The organism is Halomonas sp. M4R1S46 (assembly GCF_025725685.1).
Classification (GTDB): Bacteria; Pseudomonadota; Gammaproteobacteria; order Pseudomonadales; family Halomonadaceae; genus Halomonas.
The window spans coordinates 2,242,939-2,263,282 of record NZ_CP107008.1 but is presented as its reverse complement, the minus strand read 5'-3'; the positions used below and the strand labels follow the sequence as shown (position 1 = coordinate 2,263,282).

Here is a 20,344-nt window from a genome sequence, read left to right as displayed (position 1 = left end):
CGGGCTAATGACGGGGCAGTCCACGGGTAGGGAAACGGGGGCTGTCCTGTCTCTCATGACATGAATAATGCGTAAAAACTTCCCGAAGACTCGGAGGGGTGCTTGAAAATATCGCCATACAGATCAAGCCTGTGTGTCCACCAGGGAGCATTGTGCTCTTCAGGTTCAAATGGCGTACTCTCCATGTGCCAGGCGTGAAAACACGCTGACGCATCATGTCTTGTCTGCAGGCGTCAGCCCAGAGGTGCGTCGAGCACATGCCGTATCGGCAGCAACAGAGTTGATGGCCATCAGGCTTCGCTCGTCGACCGATGGCAACCTGGAACAAGAACTGGAAAGGCTGGACTCATATGCCGATACGATTCAAGCCGCATTGTGCCATTCTCGCCTGAGCGGCAAGGATCGAGAGGGTACATAATGTTCTGGTCAAGTCAGAGCGGACACATTTTCAAGCTGCCGCTGCCAGTTCGATCTCCCTCGGCGACTGGTAGCCGAGAGTCGAGTGGAGCCGGCAACTGTTGTACTCCATCTCGATATATTCGACGACGTCACGCCGTGCTGCCTGGCGGCTCCCGTAGCGCTGGTCAGCCAGCCACTCGCTCTTCAGTGAGCCGAAGAAGCGCTCCATGACGGCATTGTCCCAGCAGTTCCCCTTGCGGCTCATCGAGGCCTGGAACTCGTGCCGATCCAGCGTGGCGCGGTAATCACGTGACGCGTACTGACTGCCGCGGTCGCTGTGATGGATCAACCCGCTCTCGGGCTGCCGGCGACCCACGGCCATCTCCAAGGCGTCCAGGACCAACTGCGTGCGCATGTGGTCCGCCATTGCCCAGCCCACCAGCTGCCGGTCGTGGAGGTCGAGCACCGCCGCCAGATAGAGCCATCCTTCCAGCGTCCAGATCGCCGTGATATCGGCCACCCAGGCCCGGTTCGGTGCCGCCACCGTGAACTGGCGGTTCAGCAGGTTAGGCGCCACCGGCAGGGTGTGCTGACTGTCGGTCGTATGGCGCCAGCGGCGGCGCTGCCGTGACTCTACGCCTGCTTCCCGCATCAGGCTGCGGGCCTGGTAACGACCGACCTGGTAGCCACGGCGTCGCAGCTCTCTGGCCATGCGGCGGCTGCCGTAGCTGCCGCGCTTACGACGATGGATCTCTCTGACCTCGCGGTGCCGGGCCTGGCGATGGTCATCAGGGCCACGCCGTCGCCAGGCATAGAAACCGCTCCGGCTGACCCGCATGACTCGACACAACACGGCCACGGGATAGGTGGCCTTCTCCGACTCGATGAACTGGTATCTCAGCTCGACTCTTTGGCGAAGAAGGCCGCCGCCTTTTTTAAAATATCCTTTTCAATCTGAAGCTTACGAACTTCTTCGCGGAGCTTCTTGATCTCGGCGTCGCGATCATCCGCTTGCCGGCTCGAGGTGTCTGAAGCCTGTTGACGGTACTTGCGGCACCAACGATCCAACAGGCTACGGTCAACCCCCAGGCGCCGGGCGGCCTCGGATACGGAATACCCCTGCTCGGTCACCAGGCTCACCGCATCCGCCTTGAATTCATCGGAATACCGACGTCGAGTCTTCTTGGTCATGAACACCTCCATTGCCCCCATTATGAGGCTTATCGGGGTGTCCGCTCCAATTGGACCACTTCATAACGACAACCGTCACCGGTGGTCTCAATGACCGAATGCTACACCTGGCCCATCGGGTACGGTGATGCCATGCTGCGTCGCTACCGGCTTCCACCGCCGAAGACCGAGAGGCCATCATGATGATGCGAGCCACTCTTCGCTTTCCTGCAGATCGGCAACGGCAAGCGTTGCTCGCGACACCCCTGCCTCCCTGAAAGACGTGCTGGCTCGGCTGCCGACGCAGAACGCCAGCCGGATCCACAGACTCCTGCCTCACCACTGGCCATATGGTTTGCCGAATTGCTTTCTAAGGCACTATGAGTGAGTATTTATACGTTTTTGCAAACCTCCGGCATTGCCAGGAGTTTATTATGGGCGTATTTTGCTAACTATGAGTGAGCAATATACTAGGCGCATAAACCGCCTGATGGCCAACCTGGGCGACACCACCCTGGCTTCCAGCCGCTGGCTGAGGACCCATGGCTACTCCAGCAGCCTCGTCAGTCGTTATGTGGCTAGCGGCTGGCTGGAGTCGCCGGCACGCGGCGTCTACATGAGGAAGGGTGGGCGACTCCTGTGGGAGGGCGTGGTGCGTTCTCTCCAACTCCGGGAAGGGCTGTCGCTTCATGTGGGCGGACGCTTCGCACTTGCCTGGCAGGGGTATGAGCATTACCTGCGCCTAGGCGAAGGAGATGTAGTGACACTGTATGGCCCTGACCGGCTCCCGGGATGGGCCACCAGGCTCCCGATGTCCGAACGATTCGAGGCATGCGGAAAAGGCCCCTTCGACCTCCCCGCGCTTCGTTTCACATCCGAGGTGCCGGACCGTCAGCTAGCTGATCAAGGCTTAGTCAGGCGGGAGACCAGCTCCGGTGAGGGGCCCATCGTCTGCTCCACTCCAGAGCGGGCCATGCTGGAGCTATGCGATGAGCCGCCGGACGCAGCCCTGATCTATGAAGCCGATGCGCTGATGCAGAGCATGACGACCCTGAGGCCGCGCCGTATCGGCATGCTGCTGCGTCACTGCAGCAGCATCAAAGCCAAGCGCTTGTTCCTTGCGCTGGCGGAAAGGCATGAGCATGCCTGGCTGCCCCGGGTCCCGATGGAGGACGTGGATCTAGGCCGCGGCAAGCGATCGTTGGTGCCTGGAGGGCGGCTGCATCCCACTTATCTGATCACGCTACCAGGAGACTTGGATGAGCACTTGGGATAGGCGCTATGCCGACCGTGTGCAACTCTTGGTCGACATTCTGCCCATGTTGGGGCGGGAGCCGCGCTTCGCCTTGAAGGGTGGGACGGCGATCAACCTGTTCGAGCACGATCTGCCCCGGTTGTCGGTGGACATCGACCTGGCATGGCTGCCGGTACATGATTTCAACCAGGATTCAGCCCTCATCGCCGACTCGCTGGAGACGTTGGCTGGCCTCCTGCGGGCTCCCCCGCTGCGGTTGCAAGTGCAGCTATCGGGTAGCCAGGGGGCCCGGGGCATTACCCGACTGGTGGTCAGCCGCGATCGTGCACGCGTACAGATCGAGACTTCACCGGTAATGCGCGGGACTGTACATCCAGTGAGGGAGATGGAAGTTACCCCACAAGTCGAGGAGGCGTTCGGCTTTGCTTTCGTCCAGGTTCTCGCCTTCGCCGACCTCTATGCAGGCAAGCTGGCGGCGGCACTAACACGTCAGCATCCGCGCGATCTATTCGATATCGGGTTGCTGCTGCAGGATGCACGAGCGGACGCCACGCTGTGGCGCACCTTCCTGGTCTACCTGACCTGCAGCCCCAAGCCCGCGTGGGAAATGCTGGCGCCACGAGAGCCGGAGAATTTCGAGGCGATATTCAATACCCACTTCAGGGGCATGACCGCCGTGCCGACGAGTACGAGCGGCCTCCTGGAGACTCGAGCCCAGCTATTGGCGTGGATTTCCGGCTGGTTGGATGAATCGTCTCGCGATTTCCTGCGCTCCGTGGAATCCGAGCAACCGGATTTCGGGCTGATCGGATTGCCTCGGGCGCAAGCGTTACCCGGGGTGCGTCGCAAGCTGCACAACCTGTCCCGCCGTTCACAGGCCAAGCGGCAGGCCGATAGACTGCAGCTGGAGCTGACATTGGCGCAGGTTGCTGAGCGTGTAACTTGAGATATGCCGCGGCAACCGTTCCGAGGTAGTCGCAGTGCCTGGGCAGCTGCCTGGCGGTGGCGTTTGGCTCAGGGCATTCCTGTCTCGTGCCGGCAGGCCGCGTCCTGTCCAGCACCTCCCGGTGCGTGTCCCATCCACCAAGGTGGCGAGACCGTCGTCCTCGCAGAGAGTGATCTCCCTGGCCTCCTCGACCAGCAGGGCCAGCCCATTGATCTGCTGGTGCCTGTTGGCCGGCTCGCGGTACAGATCTGCTCCGCAGACCGGTGTCCGGTCGGATAATCCCGCCACCTCAACCGCCATAAACTGCATAGACCGTAGACGTGGCGGTACCAGCACTTCCTGTACGGTCCAGTGCGACTACCCACTGGCGTTGGCCTATTCTTAGCGTTGTTTCTTCATAATGTTCGAATTCGTTCAGTATTGAACATCCTCTCGCCGACCGCGCTTTTTCTTCGCGGATAACTGGCGGCCTTGGACAAAAGTTCAATGCTGCTACAATATTATTTATAAACAATAACATGGGGTGAGTGGATCGGGATTTCGTGCGGCGCGTGGCGCATTTTCGGTTATTAACATTTGTGGCGGTATCCGAATCTCGGCTAGGGTTCCCTCAGCACTTTCCGAATACCGTCAACAACAACGAAAGCCGAGAACTGTATGTCCCTGATCCTTGAAAACATCGATCGTGTGGTCGGCGGTGATACGCATATCGCGGGGGTGAGCCTCGAGCTCGAGCCCGGCTCCTTCAACGTGCTGCTGGGCCGCACCCTGTCCGGCAAGACCACGCTGATGCGCCTGATGGCCGGTCTCGACACCCCGACCCGCGGCCGGGTGCTGATGGACGGCGAGGATGTCACCGGCCGTTCGGTGCGCAAGCGCAACGTCTCGATGGTCTACCAGCAGTTCATCAACTACCCGAGCCTCAGCGTCTACGACAACATCGCCTCGCCGCTCAAGCTGGCCAGGGTCGAGAAGCGCGAGATCGATCGGCGGGTCCGCGAGATCGCCGAGATGCTGCATATCGAGGCCTTCCTCGATCGCCTGCCCCTGGAGCTGTCCGGCGGCCAGCAGCAGCGCACCGCCATGGGCCGGGCGCTGGTCAAGGATGCCGATATCGTGCTCTTCGACGAGCCGCTGGTGAACCTCGACTACAAGCTGCGCGAGGAATTCCGCGAGGAGCTGCGCGCGGTGTTCAGCGAGCGCAACTGCATCGCCGTCTACGCCACCACCGAGCCCGCCGAGGCCCTGGCCCTGGGCGGCAACACCGCGGTGCTCCACCAGGGGCGACTGCTGCAGTACGGTCGCACCGAGGATGTCTACCACCGTCCGCGGGATATCCTGACCGCCGAGATGTTCTCCGAGCCGCCGATCAACATCGTCGACGGCATCGTCTCCGGCGCGGAGGTCACCTTCGACAGCCGGCTGCATTTCCCCATCAACGACGACCTGCGCTCGCTGCCCCCCGGAGAATACCGCTTCGGCATACGGGCCTCGCACCTCTCGCTCACCCGCCGGGCCGAGGACGACATCGAGGTGCAGATGAGCGTCGACCTGGCCGAGATCAGCGGCTCCGAGACCTTCCTCCACGTGCACAACGAGAGCTTCCACATGACGGTGCATCTCGAGGGCGTACACGAGTTCCCGGTCGATGCGCCGGTCACGCTCTACTTCCCGACCCACAAGGTCTATGCCTTCGACCGGCAGGGCGCCGTGGTGCATATCCCGACCCACCTGGGAGGCATGTGAGATGGCCGAGATCACCCTGAAGTCCCTGGCCCACACCTACCTCGCCGACCCCCAGTCGCCCGAGGACTATGCCATCCGCGAGATGAACCACGTCTGGCACCAGGGCGGGGCCTATGCGCTGCTCGGGCCCTCCGGCTGCGGCAAGTCGACCCTGCTCAACATCATCTCCGGCCTGCTGGAGCCGTCGAGCGGTGACGTGCTGTTCGACGGCGAGCGGGTCAATGCCCTGCCGCCGGAGGCGCGCAACATCGCCCAGGTTTTCCAGTTCCCCGTCATCTACGACACCATGACGGTCTACGACAACCTGGCCTTCCCGCTGCGCAACGTGAAGACCCCCGAGGCCCGGGTCCACGAGCGGGTGATGGAGGTCGCCGACGTGCTGGAACTGACGCCGCTGCTCAAGCGCAAGGCCAAGAACCTCACCGCCGACGAGAAGCAGAAGGTCTCCATGGGCCGCGGGCTGGTGCGCGACGATGTCTCGGCGATCCTCTTCGACGAGCCGCTCACCGTGATCGACCCGCAGCTCAAGTGGAAGCTGCGCCGCAAGCTCAAGGAGATCCACCAGCGCTTCGGGATCACCATGGTCTACGTCACCCACGACCAGCTCGAGGCCTCCACCTTCGCCGACAAGATCGCCGTGATGTACGAGGGGCAGGTGGTGCAGTTCGGCACGCCCCGTGAGCTCTTCGAGACCCCCAACCACACCTTCGTCGGCTACTTCATCGGCAGCCCCGGCATGAACTTCCTCGATGTCGCGCTGCGCGACGGCCGGGTGATGGCCGGCGACACCGCAGTGGCGGTGGGGCAGGGCGTGCGCCGGGCCATCGATGGCGCCCGCTCGAGGAACGTCAAGCTGGGCATTCGCCCCGAGTTCGTCGAGGTCCACGAGACCCCGGTGGAGGGCGGCATGGAAGCCACCGTCGAGCACGCCCAGGACCTCGGCACCTACTCCATCGTCTACCTCAAGCTCGGTGGCACCGCCCTCAAGGCGCGCATCGAGGAGGACCAGCCGACCCCGACCGGGCGTGCCTACCTGCGCTTCCCCGACGATCGCCTCGGCCTTTACGTCGACGAATACCGCGTGGAGATCGATCATGACTAAAGTCCCCAACAACCGCGCATGGTGGTTGATCCTGCCCATGCTGCTGCTGGTGGCCTTCTCGGCCATCATCCCGCTGATGACCGTGGTCAACTACTCGGTCCAGGACGTCTTCGACGCCAATACCCGCTTCTTCACGGGCACCGAGTGGTTCAAGGAGATGCTCAACGACCCGACCCTGCAGGCGGCGGTGCTGCGCCAGTTCGCCTTCTCGCTGACGGTGCTGGCCATCGAGGTGCCGCTGGGCATCGGCATCGCCCTGATCATGCCCAGGAAGGGCTGGCAGGCCTCGGCGGTGCTGATCCTGGTGACCATGCCGCTGCTGATTCCCTGGAACGTGGTGGGCAGCATCTGGCAGATCTTCACCCGCGGCGACATCGGCCTGATGGGCTGGAGCCTGCGCGAGCTGGGTTACGGCTACAACATCACGGCGAGTCCGGTGGATGCCTGGGCGACCATCATCCTGATGGACGTCTGGCACTGGACGCCGCTGATCGCGCTGCTCTGCTACAGCGGGCTGCGCTCGATCCCCGACGCCTACTACCAGGCCGCGCGCATCGACCGCGCCTCCAGGTGGGCGGTGTTCCGCTACATCCAGCTGCCCAAGCTGACCAACGTGCTGGTGATCGGCGTGCTGCTGCGCTTCATGCACTCCTTCATGATCTACGCCGAACCCTTCGTGCTCACCGGCGGGGGGCCCGGCAGCTCGACCACCTTCCTCAGCCAGTCGCTGACCACCATGGCCATCGGCCAGCAGGATCTCGGGCCCTCGGCGGCGTTCTCGCTGATCTACTTCCTGATCATCCTGCTCGTCAGCTGGGTGTTCTACACCGCGATCATGAACATGCAGAAGGACAAGCAGGAAGGGGAGGCCTGAGATGACCGATTCGATGCCCACCACACCCGAGGCCGTGCGCAAGCGCGCGGCGTCCGCCGATGCCCGTCGCCGTCGCCAGGCGCGCCCGCTGGCTCGCCAGTGGCGCAAGCGCGGCCTGATGGCGGCCTACATCGTCTTCGTGCTGCTGCCGATCTACTGGCTGCTCAACATGTCCTTCCAGTCCAATACCGAGATCCTCGGCGGGCTGACCCTGTGGCCCGAGGACTTCACCCTCGAGCACTACGCCAGGATCTTCACCGACTCCAGCTGGTACATGGGCTACGTCAATTCCATCACCTACGTGGTGATGAACATGGCGATCAGCATCGTGGTGGCCCTGCCGGCGGCCTATGCCTTCAGCCGTTACCAGTTCATCGGCGACAAGCACCTGTTCTTCTGGCTGCTGACCAACCTGATGGCGCCGCCGGCGGTGTTCCTGCTGCCGTACTTCCAGCTCTACTACACGGTCGGGCTCTTCGATACCCATATCGCCGTGGCCCTGGCGCACTGCCTGTTCAACATTCCGCTGGCGGTGTGGATCCTCGAGGGCTTCATGAGCGGCGTGCCCAAGGAGATCGACGAGACCGCCTTCATCGACGGCTACAGCTTCCCGAAGTTCTTCGTCAGGATCTTCATCCCCATGATCAGCTCGGGGATCGGCGTCACGCTGTTCTTCCTGTTCATGTTCTCCTGGGTCGAGCTGCTGCTGGCCAGCACCCTGACCGCCACCGATGCCCAGCCCATCGCCTCGGTCATGACCCAGACCAAGGGGGCCTCGGGGATCGACTGGGGGGCGCTGGCCGCCGCCGGCACCCTGACCATCCTGCCGGGCATCGTCGTCGTCTACTTCGTTCGTAACCACATCGCCAAGGGTTTCGCCCTGGGCCGGACCTGAGGAGGAATCGACATGGAATGGATGGTCTGGACCACGCCGACCACGATCTTCTTCTCGGCCATCGCGGCCATGCTGGCCGGGATGACCGCCTGGGAAGTTGCCTCACCCTCGATCGAGCGCAAGGGCTTCCTGCCGATCGCGACCACGCGGGGAGATCGGCTGTTCATCGGCCTGCTCTCCGCCGCCTACATCCATCTGCTGGTGGTGGGATTCACGCCGCTGAGTATCTGGATCGCCCTGGGTGCCTCCATCCTCTGGATGCTGGCGTTGATGCGCTGGGGCTGACAGCCACGCATGGAGCTCAACGTTCACGGACGAACGACCACAACGATCCAGGGCAATGCAATTGGTTATCGAGGGGCGACGGGGACAGGACGAAGAGGGGGTCCTACGCCAGGGATGGCGTCGGTAGCGCCCAGGGAGGGGTTCACAGCGCCCCCTCGCAGTCCTGTCGACGGAGCATCTCCGAGTGCCAAGGCTGGCTGCAATAGCCCTGCACAACAAACCAAGAGGTCAATATGCAAGCGACAACAATGCGACGCTCTCTGCTGGCGGCCGGTGTCATGCTGGCAAGCACGGCCCTGCACGCCGACAACCACGACGCCCGCGCCATCGCCGAGCGGCTGGTCGATGAGCACTTCCAGGATTCGACGCTCTCCCGCGAGCAGCAGATCGAGGAACTGATGTGGTTCGCCGAGGCGGCCGAGCCGTTCCGCGGCATGGAGATCAACACCGTCGCCGAGGGCCTGACGACCCACATCTACGAGCGCGACGTGCTCGCCGAGGCCTTCGGCGAGCTGACCGGCATCGACGTCACCCACAACATCATCGGCGAGGGTGATGTGGTCAACAACATGCAGACCCAGATGCAGTCCGGGCGCAACATCTACGACGCCTACGTCAACGACTCCGATGCCATCGGCACCCATATCCGCTACGGCACCACCGTCAACCTGTCCGACGCCATGGAGAACGAGTGGGCGGACTATACGCTGCCGACCCTGGACCTCGAGGACTTCATCGGCCTGCAGTACGGCACCGGGCCCGACGGCAGCCTCTACCAGCTTCCCGACCAGCAGTTCGCCAACCTCTACTGGTTCCGCTACGACTGGTTCCAGCGCGAGGACCTGCAGGAGCAGTTCCGCGAGCTCTACGGCTATGACCTCGGCGTGCCCACCAACTGGACCGCCTACCAGGACATCGCCGAGTTCTTCACCGAGCACGTCGGCGAGATCGACGGCACCAAGGTCTACGGCCACATGGACTACGGCCGCCGCGACCCGTCGCTGGGCTGGCGCTTCCATGACTCCTGGCTGTCGATGGCCGGCATGGGCAGCCCCGGGGTGCCCTTCGGCAATCCGGTCGACGACTGGGGCATCCGCGTCAACGAGCAGAGCGAGCCGGTGGGGGCCAGCGTGAGCCGTGGCGGCGCCACCAACTCGCCGGCCGCGGTGTTCGCCGTCACCAAGATGGTCGACTGGCTGGAGAAGTACGCCCCGCCCGAGGCCAGCGGCATGACCTTCGGCGAGGCGGGGCCGGTGCCGGCCCAGGGCAACATCGCCCAGCAGATGTTCTGGTACACCGCCTTCACCGCCGACATGACCGACCCGGGCCTGCCGGTCACCGAGGACGACGGCACGCCCAAGTGGCGCATGGCGCCGTCTCCGACCGGGCCCTACTGGGAGGAGGGCATGAAGGTCGGCTACCAGGACGTGGGCTCCTGGACCTTCTTCGACTCCACCCCCGAGGACCGTCGCACCGCCGCCTGGCTGTTCGCCCAGTTCACGGTCGCCAAGACCGTCTCGCTGGAGAAGCTGATGGCCGGCCTCACGCCGATCCGCCGCTCCGACATCTTCTCCGAGCAGATGACCGAGATGGCGCCCAAGCTCGGCGGCCTGGTGGAGTTCTACCGCAGCCCCAACGAGTCCAAGTGGACGCCGTCCTCCACCAACGTGCCGGACTATCCGCGCATGGCGCCGCTGTGGTGGCAGAACCTGTCGCCCGCCGTCAGTGGGGACATCTCGTCCAAGGAGGCCCTCGACAACCTGGCCGGCGACCTGGACAGCATCATGGCGCGCCTGGCGCGGGCCAAGGTCTTCGAGACCTACGCCCCCAACCTCAACGAGGAGCGCGACCCCGAATACTGGCTCTCCCGGGACGGCTCGCCCAAGGCCGAGCTGGACAACGAGATGCCGCAGGGGACCACCGTGCCCTACGACGAGATGATGGAGGAGTGGATGGCCGCCGGCTCACGTTGATGTCCGCGGGCCTTCGGGTCCGCCTCGGCCCGCCGCTTGGTGGCGGGTAACGACACCCGTGTGAACGGTTGCCTGAACGGGACCCAGGGCCCCGCCCGGAGTACACCGAGCGGGGCCCCTTGCTTCCAGGAAGGGCCAGACATGCAACTACGACAGACCAATCTTCGCAAGCTGCCCGAGCCGGTGTTCGATGTCCTGGTGATCGGCGCCGGCATCAACGGGGCCTCCGCCGCCGCCGCGCTCAGCGGCAAGGGGGCGCGGGTGGCGCTGATCGACCGCGGCGACTTCGCCGGCAGCACCAGCATGCAGTCCTCCAACCTGGTGTGGGGCGGCATCAAGTACATGGAGAGCGGCGACTTCGCGCTGGTGCGCAAGCTCTGCAAGAGCCGCAACCACCTGATCGAGAGCTATCCCTCCACGGTGCAGGAGATCCGCTTCCTGACCACCATCAACAAGGGCTTTCGCCATCATCCCCTGTACCCCTGGGCCGGCACCTGGCTCTACTGGCTGATGGGCAGCGGCTTCACCCGCCGGCCGCATTTCCTCACGGCCTCCGACATCAAGGCCCGCGAGCCGATCATCGACACCGACGACGCCCTGGGTGGCTTCGAATATTCCGATGCCTACCTGCACGACAACGACGCCCGCTTCGTCTTCAACTTCGTGCGCGGTGCCCTGGACTTCGGCGCCGTGGCCGCCAGCTACGTCGAGTCCCTGGGCTCACGGCGGGAAGGGGGCCTCTGGGTGACCCGGGTGCGCGACGTCATCGACGGCGACACCTTCGAGGTCCGCTCGAAGGTGCTGATCAATGCCGCCGGCCCCTGGGTCGACCGGCATAACCGCCTCTCGGGCCAGCAGACCGAGCATCGGCATGTCTTCTCCAAGGGCATCCACCTGATCGTGCCGCGCCTCACCGAGCACCGTCGCGTGCTGGCCTTCTTCGCCGACGACGGGCGGCTGTTCTTCGTCATCCCCATGGGCGCGCGCACCTGCATCGGCACCACCGATACCCGGGTCGACTCGCCCGAGGTCGAGGTGACGGAGGACGATATCCAGTTCGTGCTCGACAACATCAACAAGCGCCTGGCGCTTCCGGCGCCCTTGAGTGCCGCCGATATCATCGCCACCCGCTGTGGCGTGCGGCCGCTGGCGGTGAAGACCAACGGCGGCGGCGAGCGGGACTTCCTCAACCTCTCGCGCAAGCATGCCATCGACATCGACCGCCAGGCCCGTCACCTGAGCATCTTCGGCGGCAAGCTGACGGACTGCCTCAACGTCGGCGAGGAGGTGGTCGAGGCGGTGGGGCGGCTGGGGGTGAGGCTGCCCCATCCGGACTATCGCTGGTACGGCGAGCCCGATGCCTCGTTGCGCGAGACCTTCATGCACCAGGCGCGCCTGATGGACCTGGACGCCATGACCGCCGCCCATGCCTCCGAGCCGCTGAGCCTGCGGCTGTGGCGGCGCTACGGCACCCAGGCCCTGGAGGTGCTCGAGGACATCCGCCAGGATCCCCGGCAGGGCGAGGTGCTGATCGCGGGGACCGAGTACCTGCGCGGCGAGCTCAAGCTGACCCGGCGCCGCGAGATGGTCACCCGGCTCGAGGACTTCCTGCGCCGACGCTCGAAGATCTCCCTGGTGGTGCCCCAGGCGACCATCCGCACCTCGCCGGGGCTGCGCGAGGCCTGCGACATCCTCTTCGGCGACCGGGCCGAGGCCCGCATGGCCGAGTACTTCGCCGATGCGCCCGCTCCGGTCGACGAACGCCTCGGGGAGGGGACTTAAGAGCTCCTTTCAAACCGCAACCAGTGGAGGTGGGCTTTTCCGGCGACAAGCCTTCGCGAGGGCGCTGTGAACCCCTCCTTGGGCGCTACCTTTGCCCTGCGGCGCTAAAGCATCCTGCGCCGCTTGCAGGGCCTGGGTTGGCCATCCTTGGCCAACCCGCTCGGCGGGAAGAACATTCACTGGATGTTCTCCATGTCCCGCCTCGCCCATGGCAAAGGACCCTCGCTTCGCCTTGTCCCCGGCGCCCATTGCTACTGCGAAACTGGAAAGGCTCTCTAAGGCGTCTGGTTGTGGTAGCAGCGGGTACGGTCGTTCAGACTCTCCCCGCGCCTGGGAGGCCCCAAGCCGCGGCGAGGCTGCTAGAATGCCGCGCGACGTCCACTGCCCGCTGTCCAGGAGCCCATTCCATGCCCGATACCTCGGCGGCCGCCCCCCTGCCGGTCGATTCCCCCGTGCGCACCCTGCTGGTCGGTGCCCAGATGCTGTTCGTGGCCTTCGGCGCCCTGGTGCTGGTGCCGCTGCTCACCGGCCTCGACCCCAACGTGGCACTGTTCACCGCCGGCGTCGGCACCCTGGTCTTCCATGGCGTGACCCGGGTGAGCGTGCCGGTCTTCTTGGCCTCGTCCTTCGCCTTCATCGCGCCGATCCAGGGCTCGGTGGCCAACTTCGGCATCCCCGCGACCCTCGGCGGCCTGCTGGCGGCGGGCCTGGTCTACGTGGCGATCTCGCAGCTGGTGCGCCTCAAGGGCACCGCCTGGCTGCATCGCCTGCTGCCCCCGGTGGTGGTGGGGCCGGTGATCATGGTCATCGGCCTGGCGCTGGCGCCGGTGGCGGTGGACATGGCCACCGGCGAGACCAGCGAGGCCATCGGCTACGGCCCGGCGATCTTCCTGTCCATGGCGAGCCTGCTGGTGACCCTGGTGCTGGCGGTGTTCAGCCGCGGGCTGATCCGGCTGGTGCCGATCATGGGCGGCATCGCCACCGGCTACGTGCTGGCGGTGCTGATGGGGGTGGTCGACTTCACGCCCGTGCACGAGGCGGCCTGGCTGGCGCTGCCCGAGTTCGTCGCGCCGAGCTTCCACTGGGCCGCGGTGCTGTTCATGCTGCCGGTGGCCATCGCCCCGGCGGTGGAGCATATCGGCGACATGGTGGCCATCGGCTCGGTGACCCGTCGCAACTACCTCGAGACGCCCGGCCTGCATCGCACCCTGCTGGGCGACGGCCTGGCCACCAGCGTCGCGGCGCTGTTCGGCGGGCCGCCGAACACCACCTATTCCGAGGTGACCGGGGCGGTGACCCTGACCCGGGCCTTCAATCCCTGGATCATGGTGACCACCGCCTGCATCGCCATCCTGCTGTCCTTCTTCGGCAAGCTCGGCGCGGTGCTGCAGACCATTCCCGGCCCGGTGATGGGCGGCATCATGACGCTGCTGTTCGGCTCCATCGCCGTGGTCGGCATGAACACCCTGGTGCGCGCCGGCAAGCCGTTGACCGCGCCGCGCAACCTGGTGGTGGTATCGCTGATCCTGGTCTTCGGCATCGGCGGCATGCAGTTCGGCGGCGGGCAGTTCACCCTGCAGGGCGTGAGCCTCGCCGCCCTGGTGGGCATCGTGCTCAACTGGGTGCTGCCCAGGGCCGAGGAGGAGTGACGGCTCCCCGCCGCTTCGGGCGGGGAACCGTCACTTGCGTCATCTGAAGCGACGCGTGCCCCTTCCAGCATCGGCTGAGCCCCGGCCCGAGCGCCCTCGGGCCTGGCATCGAGGTGAGCCCGAAAGATCGGGTACAGGCGGGCCGTCACCCCTCGCTATGCTGGCACGGGGTAACGGCAGGCAGGATGTCGGGCAGCGTCAGGAGGTCTTCCAGCGGCATGGGCCTGGCGAAGAGGAACCCCTGCAGCAGGTCACAGTCGCGATGGACCAGGTCCTGTTGCTGCTCCCGCGCCTCTATCCCCTCGGCGACCACCACCAGGTCCATGTGATGGGCCATGGTGATGATGCCCTGGACGATGGCGGCATTGCTGCGGTTGGTGAGAATGTCGCGGATGAAGGCGCGGTCCAGCTTGACCTTGTGGATGGGGAGATCGCGCAGGTAGCTGAGACTGGAAAAGCCGGTACCGAAGTCGTCGATGGCGACCGTGATGCTCATGCCGCGCAATGCGCCGATCATCTCGATGGCCTGTGCGGCTCCCCCCAGCAGGATGCTCTCGGTCATCTCCAGCTCGAGGAGCTCCGGCGGCAATCCCGTCTCGTCCAGAATGGCTTGCACCTCGTCGAGAAACCCGTCGCGGCGGAACTGCAGCGACGAGATGTTGACCGCCACCGGGAACACGCGCTCGCCCCTGGCGCGCCTGGCGGCGAGGCTCCGGCAGGCTTGTCTCAGCACCCAGCGGCCCAGGGGGATGATCTGGCCGGTCTGCTCGGCGATGGGAATGAAGATCCCGGGAGATACCATCCCGTGTGTCGGATGGTGCCAGCGGACCAGAGCCTCGACGCTGCGGATGCGGCCACTGACGGCATCGACCACCGGTTGGTAGTAGAGCTCGAACTGATTGTCGCGCAGCGCCGTATGGAGATCATGACGTAGCAGCACGTGCTCGATGGTGTCCCCTTTCCTGTCCCCCTGGTACCACTGCCAGGTGTTGCGTCCCTGCTGTTTCGCGACTTCCAGGGCCAGGTCGGCATGCTGCAGCAGTTCGTGAGCCTGCTGGATCTCCTCGTCGCTGCAGGCGACCCCGATACTGGTACTGATGTGCAGCGCGTGGCCATCGATCTCGAACGAGGGCGCGAAGGCCGCGAGGATATGCTCGGCGCTGATGGTCACCTCCTCGCGGGACGTGACGTTCGGCATCAGGAAGGCGAACTCGTCCCCGGTGAGGCGGGCCAGGGTGTCGTGGGGGCCGAGCAGCTGATGCAGTCGGTCGGCGATGGACACCAGCAACCGGTTGCCGGCGTGGTGACCCAGGCCATCATTGATCGCCTTGAACCCGTCCAGGTCGAGGTACATCACCGCCAGGAGTCGCTGGTTCTGCTGGCTCCACCGCAGGTCATGCTCGAGGCGGTCATCCAGGGTCGTCCGATTGGGCAGGCCGGTGAGCAGGTCGTGGGTGGCCTGATAGGCGATCTGGGCCTCCTGGTTGGTCTCCCGGGTGATGTCCTCCTGAATGCCGATGAAGTGGGTGCAGTGGCCGGCCTCGTCGACGACCGGGTTGATGGCCAGTCGATTCCAGAAGGGGGTGCCGTCCTTGCGGTAATTGAGCAGCGTGACCTGTACCTCGCTGCGCGCCGCCAGGGCCTGCCGGATCGCTTCGACGGTCGAGGGGTCGGTCTCGTCACCTTGCAGGAAGCGACAGTTTCTGCCGATGACTTCGTCCAGGGCATAGCCCGTCAGGCGGCAGAAGGCTTCATTGGCATAGACGATCGGCATGTCGCGCTGGGCGGCATCGGCCATGAGGATCCCGTTGGGGCTGGCTTCGATGCCCCGCTGCAAGAGACGGAGTTGGGCCTCCTGACGCTTGCGCGGGGTGATGTCGTGACAGATGCCATAGACACCGACGATCTCGTCATCGACGGTCACCGGGAAATTGGTGACCTCGAGGTAGTAGGTGTGACCGTCGGCATGGGTGCCCAATGTCTCGTACTGGCGTGATGCCCCGGCCCTGGCGGCATCGAAGGCCGCCTGAGTCTTCTCGCGATAGTCGGGGGCGATGAAGTCGTTGAAATGGCGACCGACCAGGGCCGACTCCGGATAGCCGGTGATTCGTTCCAGGGCGGTGTTGCCTCGCTGGAACCGGCCCTCGAGATCGAATTCGTAGACGCCGTCGGGGTGGTTGACGAACAGCGAACGGTGCCACTCGGCCAGCGTGCGGTGGCGGTGGTTGTCACGGTCCCTGATGATCGCCAAGGCGATCAGGGCGGCGGCTTGGCGAAGCCGTCTCTTGCTTACGGCGCTGGGCGTGGCGGTCTGGCGATAATAGGTGCCGAATGTCCCCAGCAACTCGCCCTGCGCGGTGATCACCGGGCTCGACCAGCAGGCACGCAGTCCCTCGGCAAGGGCCGCGCTACGGAAGGCGTCCCAACGCGAATCCGCCTGGATGTCTTCCGTGATGACCTGGCGACGCAGGTAGGCGGCCGTCCCGAAGGAGGCCACTGCCGAGCCGATGGGAACATCCTGGAGCCGGTCGACATAGGCCTCGGAGAAGCGTCGGCTGGGAAGCAGGCTGAGGGAACAGCGGGCCGGGTCGAAGCGCATGAAGTCCACCACGGCGCCGGGGAGCAGGATGCCGATCCACCGGGCAATCGCATCCAGCGTCTTCTCCAGCGGCGCCTGTTGGGCGATGAGTTCGTGGATATCCTGCTGAGCCTCCAGCAGGGTGAGGTCGTCGGTCACGCCCAAGTCTCCATGTGACATTCCCCTGGATTTTGTTGGTGCATCGCACATTAGCGGGAATTGCCGCAACAATTTCCCACGCCACCACGGCCTTCACGCTGATCTGCGAGGAGTCGATTCCTGGGGTGGCCGATAGTTTAGCAAAGACTGAAGGAATTGATCAGGCCGCTATCGTCGCACATGAACCGTGCGTCGGTCCGTCGATGGGACGCGATCCGCCACGAGCCTTCGCCCTCAGGGGCGGGGGCTCGAGACGGTCGGTTGGGCGGTCCACGGCGAGCGGGCTGACTAGCCGTGGTGAAGCTCCTCGCCGCCATCGGAGAACGACGGCGGGGTATTGGCGCTGACGATCACGCACTCCTGGTCGCCGATGTTGCGAAAGCGGTGGGGCAGGCGCGAGTCGAAGTAGTAGGCGTCGCCGGCTTCCAGCACCGAGACCTCGCCGTTCACGGTGATCTCGATCTCGCCTTCGATCACCACGCCGCCTTCCTCGCCCTCGTGCTCGAGCATCTCGTCACCGCTGTCGGCGCCCGGCGGGTAGCGCTCGTGCAGCACCGACATGCGCCGGTCCGGTCGACGCGCGGCGACCAGCCGCCAGGACAGCACCCCGTCGCCGATCTCGGTGAGCTCCGAGGCCTTGTAGAAGGGCCGCGGCTGGCTGTGCTCGTCGCCGGCGAAGAAGGCGCTGATCGACACCGGCAGGGCATCGAGGATCTTCTTCAGCGAGCTCACCGAGGGGCTCACGCTGTTCTGCTCGATCAGCGAGATGCTGCTGTTGGTCACCTTGGCGCGCTTGGCGAGTTCACGCTGCGAGAGGCCACGTTCCTGGCGCAGCTGGCGCAGTCGGGCGCCCACGTCGAATCCTGCATCCATCATCGTTCCTGCCGGCGGCGTCGGCCGCGAGTCTGAAGTGGGTGGTCGTGGAATATTCTTGACGAATGATACCGTGTCGCGACGGCCTCGATAAGCCGCGGCTTGATCGGCGTCACGGCGGCGACGAACCGTGAGCGGCGGTCATGGCACCCATCGCGTGGCTAAGGCATCATGAGGCCATATCTGAGCAATCCACTGGAGTATTGATGATCCACCGAGACGACCTCACCGGACTGGTGCTGGCCGGGGGTCAGGGGCGCCGCATGGGCGGGCGCGACAAGGGCCTCGAACCGTTCGCCGGCCGCCCCCTGGTGGCCCATGCCTGCGCGCCCCTGGTGGGACGGGTATCCGAGGTGCTGATCAACGCCAATCGCCACCTCGAGGCCTATGCCGAGCAGGGCGATCGGGTGATCCGCGACGCCGAGGACGGCTACCAGGGCCCGCTGATGGGCATCTACAGCGGCCTCCACGCCGCCCGGACCCACTGGGTGGTGGTGGTACCCTGCGACAGCCCGGCGCTGCCCGACGACCTGGTGGCGCGGCTGGTGGCGGGCATCGGCACGATGGATATCGCCGTGGCCGATGACGGCGAGCGGCTGCACCCGGTGGTGGCGCTGATCCGCCGCGCGCTGGTCGACGACCTGGCCCGCGCCCTGGCCCAGGGCGAGCGCAAGATCGATCGCTGGTACGACCGGCATGCCTGGTACCGCGTCGATGTCTCCGACTGTCCCCAGGCCTTCGCCAACCTCAACACCCATGACGAGAAGCAGCGCCTGGAGCGGCTGCACGGCAAGGAGTCCACGCGACCATGAGCGATTCGGTACCCGCCTCCCTGACCCTTCGCGACGACCTGCCGCTGCTCGGCATCGCCGCCTGGAGCGGCACCGGCAAGACCACCCTGCTGGAGCGCCTGCTGCCGGCGCTCGCCCAGCGTGGGCTACGCGTGGCGGTGATCAAGCACGCCCATCACGACTTCGATGTCGACCAGCCGGGCAAGGACAGCCATCGCCTGCGCCAGGCCGGGGCCGCGCCGATGCTGGTGGCCTCTCGGGCACGCATCGCGATGATGATGGAGACCCCGGGGCGCGACGAGGCGGACCTCGCCGAGCTGGTCGAGATGGTCCGTCCCCAGGCCCCGGACCTGGTGCTGGTGGAGGGCTTCAAGGCCTGGCCGCTGCCCAAGCTGGAGCTGCATCGTCCCGAGGTGGGCAAGCCGCTGCGCGTGGCCGAGGATCCCTGGGTCAAGGCGGTGGCCAGCGACGTCGCCGTGCCCCTGCCCGAGGGGGTCGAGGCGCTGGAGCTCAACGACCTCGAGGCCCTGGCCGACTGGGTCGCCGCCTGGCCCGCGCGCTGGCCCGAGGCGCGCCACCCGCGCCGGGAGGGCCGGCCGGCATGACGCTCTCCTGCTTCGATCTCGGCGAGCGCATGCTCTCGCCGGCAGAGGCCGACGCCGCCCTGGCCGAGCTGGTGCCGACGCCGCTGGCGGTGGAGCGGGTCGGCCTGGACGCCCTCTACGGCCGGGTGCTGGCCGAGGACGTGGTCTCGCCCATCGACGTGCCCCAGAACACCAATGCCGCCATGGACGGCATCGCCCTGGCCTGGCCCGTCGCCGGCCCGCCGCCCGAGACCTGGCGCCGGGTCGGCGAGGTGCTGGCCGGCCGCGCCCATGGCGCGGCCCTCGCGCCCGGCGACTGCGTGGCCATCACCACCGGGGCGCCGCTGCCCGCCGGGGCCGATACCGTGATCATGCGCGAGCAGCTCGAGGCGACGGGGCCGACCGTTTGCGTGCAGCATCCCGAGCGGGTCAAGCGTGGCCAGCACGTGCGCCAGGCCGGCGAGGACATCGCCCGTGGCCAGCGGGCGCTGACCGCCGGCACCCGGATCGGCGCCGCCGAGCTCGGCCTACTGGCCTCCCTGGGGCTGGCCGAGGTGGCGGTCCATCGTCGGCCCCGCGTGGCGGTGTTCTCCACCGGCGACGAGGTCACGCCCCCGGGCGAGGCGCTGCCCCCGGCCGGCATCTTCGATGCCAACCGCTTCAGCCTCGCCGGACTGCTGCGCGAACAGGGCGCCGAGCTGCTCGACCTGGGCATCCTCGCCGACGACCGGGCCGCGACGATCGCGGCGCTGCGCGATGCCGCCGAGCGGGCCGACCTGGTGATCACCACGGGCGGCGTCTCGGTGGGCCAGGCCGACTTTACCCGCCAGGCGCTGGAGGAAGTGGGCCGCCTGGCCTTCTGGCGCATCGCCATCCGCCCGGGGCGGCCGCTGGCCTGCGGCCAGCTCGGCGAGCGAGCGGTGCCCTTCCTCGGCCTGCCGGGCAACCCGGTGGCCACCATGGTCACCTTCCTGCAGTTCGTGGCGCCCCTGCTGGGCCGGCTGCAGGGCAGGGCGGAGGTGGCCCCGCGGCGGCTGACGGCGCTGGCCGAGACGCCCCTGCGCAGCCGCACCGGGCGCACCGACTTCCTGCGCGGGGTCACCCGCTGCGACGAGGCCGGCCGGCTGTGGGTACGCGACACCGGCGCCCAGGGCTCCGGCATCCTGTCTTCCATGGTGGCCGCCGACTGCCTGATCGAGCTCGACGCCCGGCGCGACAGCGTCGAGGCCGGCGAGGCGGTGACCATCCAACCCCTTTTTCGACTGTCTTGAGGCGCTGAATCC

15 protein-coding genes and 1 pseudogene are annotated in these 20,344 nt (G+C 65.9%); 13 read left to right on the top strand and 3 right to left on the bottom strand.

The annotated features are described in order from the left end of the window. Nucleotides 1-448: 448 nt before the first annotated feature. A pseudogene (locus OCT48_RS10695) lies at nucleotides 449-1,590 on the bottom strand (IS3 family transposase). Between the two features lie 433 nt (nucleotides 1,591-2,023). On the opposite strand from OCT48_RS10695, the gene OCT48_RS10690 reads away from it, so the two are divergent. The 10 genes from OCT48_RS10690 (at nucleotide 2,024) to OCT48_RS10645 (ending at nucleotide 14,076) form a co-directional block, all read left to right on the top strand. Further along, complete coding sequence (locus OCT48_RS10690) at nucleotides 2,024-2,845, top strand: type IV toxin-antitoxin system AbiEi family antitoxin (protein ID WP_263589148.1); 822 nt, start codon at nucleotides 2,024-2,026, stop codon at nucleotides 2,843-2,845. Then, a complete protein-coding gene (locus OCT48_RS10685) occupies nucleotides 2,829-3,770 on the top strand; it encodes a nucleotidyl transferase AbiEii/AbiGii toxin family protein (RefSeq protein WP_263589147.1) in 942 nt (313 codons plus the stop codon). Before OCT48_RS10690 ends, OCT48_RS10685 begins: the two co-directional genes overlap by 17 nt. A gap of 657 nt (nucleotides 3,771-4,427) precedes the next feature. Further along, on the top strand, nucleotides 4,428-5,516 hold the full coding sequence (locus OCT48_RS10680; RefSeq protein ID WP_263589146.1) for an ABC transporter ATP-binding protein: 1,089 nt from the start codon (nucleotides 4,428-4,430) through the stop codon (nucleotides 5,514-5,516). Between the two features lies 1 nt (nucleotide 5,517). Continuing rightward, entirely contained in the window at nucleotides 5,518-6,618 is a 1,101-nt protein-coding gene (locus tag OCT48_RS10675) for an ABC transporter ATP-binding protein (protein WP_263589145.1), read from the top strand. Beyond that, nucleotides 6,611-7,492, top strand: a complete 882-nt coding sequence (locus OCT48_RS10670; RefSeq protein WP_263589144.1) for a carbohydrate ABC transporter permease — start codon at nucleotides 6,611-6,613, stop codon at nucleotides 7,490-7,492. Before OCT48_RS10675 ends, OCT48_RS10670 begins: the two co-directional genes overlap by 8 nt. A gap of 1 nt (nucleotide 7,493) precedes the next feature. Continuing rightward, nucleotides 7,494-8,387 (top strand): carbohydrate ABC transporter permease, encoded by an 894-nt coding sequence (locus tag OCT48_RS10665; RefSeq protein WP_412031005.1) that lies wholly within the window; start codon nucleotides 7,494-7,496, stop codon nucleotides 8,385-8,387. Between the two features lie 12 nt (nucleotides 8,388-8,399). Continuing rightward, the gene (locus OCT48_RS10660) at nucleotides 8,400-8,672 is read left to right on the top strand and encodes a DUF2160 domain-containing protein (RefSeq protein ID WP_263589143.1); all 273 of its coding nucleotides are present in this window, start codon (nucleotides 8,400-8,402) and stop codon (nucleotides 8,670-8,672) included. A 233-nt stretch (nucleotides 8,673-8,905) separates the two neighbouring features. Continuing rightward, nucleotides 8,906-10,645: an ABC transporter substrate-binding protein gene (locus OCT48_RS10655; RefSeq protein ID WP_263589142.1), complete on the top strand. Its 1,740-nt coding sequence runs from the start codon at nucleotides 8,906-8,908 to the stop codon at nucleotides 10,643-10,645. Between the two features lie 141 nt (nucleotides 10,646-10,786). Beyond that, nucleotides 10,787-12,427 carry a glycerol-3-phosphate dehydrogenase/oxidase gene (locus OCT48_RS10650; protein ID WP_263589141.1) on the top strand — a complete coding sequence of 547 codons (1,641 nt, stop codon included), beginning with the start codon at nucleotides 10,787-10,789 and terminating at the stop codon, nucleotides 12,425-12,427. Nucleotides 12,428-12,834: 407 nt separating this feature from the next. Continuing rightward, a complete protein-coding gene (locus OCT48_RS10645; RefSeq protein WP_263589140.1) occupies nucleotides 12,835-14,076 on the top strand; it encodes a uracil-xanthine permease family protein in 1,242 nt (413 codons plus the stop codon). 145 nt (nucleotides 14,077-14,221) lie between these two features. Here OCT48_RS10645 and OCT48_RS19520 read toward each other — a convergent pair whose 3' ends face one another. Next, entirely contained in the window at nucleotides 14,222-16,813 is a 2,592-nt protein-coding gene (locus OCT48_RS19520) for an EAL domain-containing protein (protein ID WP_318152492.1), read from the bottom strand. Nucleotides 16,814-17,101: 288 nt separating this feature from the next. Then, on the bottom strand, nucleotides 17,102-17,686 hold the full coding sequence (locus OCT48_RS10625) for a cupin domain-containing protein (RefSeq protein WP_263589139.1): 585 nt from the start codon (nucleotides 17,684-17,686) through the stop codon (nucleotides 17,102-17,104). A 206-nt stretch (nucleotides 17,687-17,892) separates the two neighbouring features. Here OCT48_RS10625 and mobA point away from each other — a divergent pair, with 206 nt between their 5' ends. The 3 genes from mobA to glp are packed head-to-tail and all read left to right on the top strand — an operon-like array spanning nucleotide 17,893 to nucleotide 20,332. Further along, complete coding sequence (gene mobA, locus OCT48_RS10620) at nucleotides 17,893-18,498, top strand: molybdenum cofactor guanylyltransferase MobA (protein WP_263589138.1); 606 nt, start codon at nucleotides 17,893-17,895, stop codon at nucleotides 18,496-18,498. Continuing rightward, nucleotides 18,495-19,082: a molybdopterin-guanine dinucleotide biosynthesis protein B gene (gene mobB, locus OCT48_RS10615; RefSeq protein WP_263589137.1), complete on the top strand. Its 588-nt coding sequence runs from the start codon at nucleotides 18,495-18,497 to the stop codon at nucleotides 19,080-19,082. The genes mobA and mobB overlap by 4 nt, the downstream gene beginning before the upstream one ends. Then, the gene (glp, locus tag OCT48_RS10610; RefSeq protein ID WP_263589136.1) at nucleotides 19,079-20,332 is read left to right on the top strand and encodes a gephyrin-like molybdotransferase Glp; all 1,254 of its coding nucleotides are present in this window, start codon (nucleotides 19,079-19,081) and stop codon (nucleotides 20,330-20,332) included. The genes mobB and glp overlap by 4 nt, the downstream gene beginning before the upstream one ends. The last annotated feature ends 12 nt before the right edge of the window (nucleotides 20,333-20,344 follow it).